Consider the following 1,807-nt stretch of genomic DNA (forward strand, 5'->3'; position numbering starts at 1 on the left):
CAGCACCGCCACCGCCGAGCACCAGGCCAGCGCGGGCAGGCGCCGATTCCTCCCCATGTCCGCTCCTCAGCATCCGGTCACCGTGTGTTCTGTGGAGGAGGCGGACATGTTTCACCGGGAGGCCGCACACCACCCGTTCGGCCGCCCCCTGGGGCGGCTGGGGTACCGACTCGGGCCGAGATCGGATGAGGCCGGCGGGGGAGACCACCGCGAACGAGCGCGGCGGGAACGATCGACGGTGGAACGACACCGCCCGCGAACCAACGGCAGGCAGCCCGCTGCTGACCGGCAGCCCGCTACAGACCGGCTACCCGCCGCGGACCGGCCACCCCCTACAGACCGGCCGCCCGCAGCACCCCGTCCGCGATCACCTCGTGCCCGGCGGGCTTCGGGTGCACGTCGGTCAGCTCGCAGAAGTACGTCAGCTCGCACACCCTCGCCACCGGTCCGGGGATCTGCCCGTGCGCCGGGTCCGCGACCAGCTCCGTCAGCGGCCGGTACGCCCCGGTCGCCTCGGTCACGTCCACGAACCGCGCGCCGACCTTGTCGTACTCGGCCTTGAGCGAGGTGTTGAAGAAGTCCCGGAACAGCGTCACCGACAGCTCCGCCAACCGCTGCCCGCCCGGCACCTCGTCGTTCACCCACGCGCCCAGGAACACGTCCGGGTAGGTCAGGCCGACGATCGGCGCGTCCCCGGCCGCCGCGCGCAGCTTCGGCAGCGCCGTCGCCAGGTTGGCCTTGATCCGCGTCACGGCCTGCGTCGCGCACGCCACCACCGCCTGCTGCGGCTGGGAGGCGCACGGGATCAGGTCGTTGCCGCCGATCACGACCGTGACCAGCCCGACCTGCCCGGCGCTCGCCTCCAGCTCGGCGACGGCCGCGTCGACCTGGGTGCGGCCCGCCGTCTCCGGCGCGTCCAGCGCCCGGTTGCCGGGCGTGCAGTCCGCCCCGCCGACCAGGTCCGCCGAGGTGGCCCCGCTGCACGCGAGGTTGACCAGCCGCAGGTCGGCCCGCTCGGCCACCAGGTGGCTGAACGCGTCCTGCGACGACCCGCCCCGCTGCCCGCCGACGGGCGGGCGGAACCCGGTCGCGTAGGAGTCGCCGACCGACACGTACACCTTCCGCGGCGGCGGCTCACTGCTCGTGGTCGCGCTCCCACCGCCTGCCCCGTCCGGTCCGCCGGAGTCACCGGAACCCCCGGTGCAGGCGGTCAGCGCGAGCAGCAGCGCGCAGGCCAGCGCGGATCGGTGGCGTCGCAGCACGGGAGAACCCCTCGGATCGGCAGCACGAACTCCTGCCGCCCCAGGGTACATACCCCAGGGTGCATAACGGACACGCCGCGACCCGTCGAGCGCGCGGCCGGGTGACGCTGACGCCCGGCTCAGCCGTTCTCCTGCTCCTCCTCGAACGCCAGCATCGCCGCCACCTCGCCGCCACCGCCGCCGTCCGTCCCGCCCTGGAGCACCGAGACCGGCTTGGTCTCGGCCTCCCGGAACGCCACGATGCCGGTGCGCACCGAGTCCGGGTCCTGCCCCAGCAGCTTGTAGATCTTGCGCAGCACGGCGACCTCGCTCTCCGAGATCTCCCCGTCCGCCGCCGCGATCGCGCTCGCCACCTCGGCGATCTGCGCCCGCTGCTCGTCGCCGAGCACGCTGATCCGCTTGGCCAACCCGGTGAGCTTGAGCGGCGACACCAGCAGCCAGTCCAGGTGCGCGGTCAACCGCATCCGCTCGCCCGGCGTCAGGTCCAGCCGCGACTGGAGGTACGCGACCAGGTGCCCCCACTCGGCGTCGGACACCTCGAGCGC

General features: G+C 73.8%; 2 protein-coding genes. Both read right to left on the bottom strand.

What is annotated here, in order from left to right:
- Nucleotides 1-332 precede the first annotated feature (332 nt).
- Nucleotides 333-1,262, bottom strand: coding sequence for a GDSL-type esterase/lipase family protein (locus tag ACTUAL_RS22315; protein WP_157767758.1), 930 nt, complete (start codon nucleotides 1,260-1,262; stop codon nucleotides 333-335).
- 119 nt (nucleotides 1,263-1,381) lie between these two features.
- On the bottom strand, nucleotides 1,382-1,807 hold a 426-nt coding region (locus ACTUAL_RS22320; protein ID WP_440901613.1), incomplete at its 5' end, for a tellurite resistance TerB family protein.

The sequence above is a fragment of the Actinosynnema sp. genome, assembly GCF_052038725.1.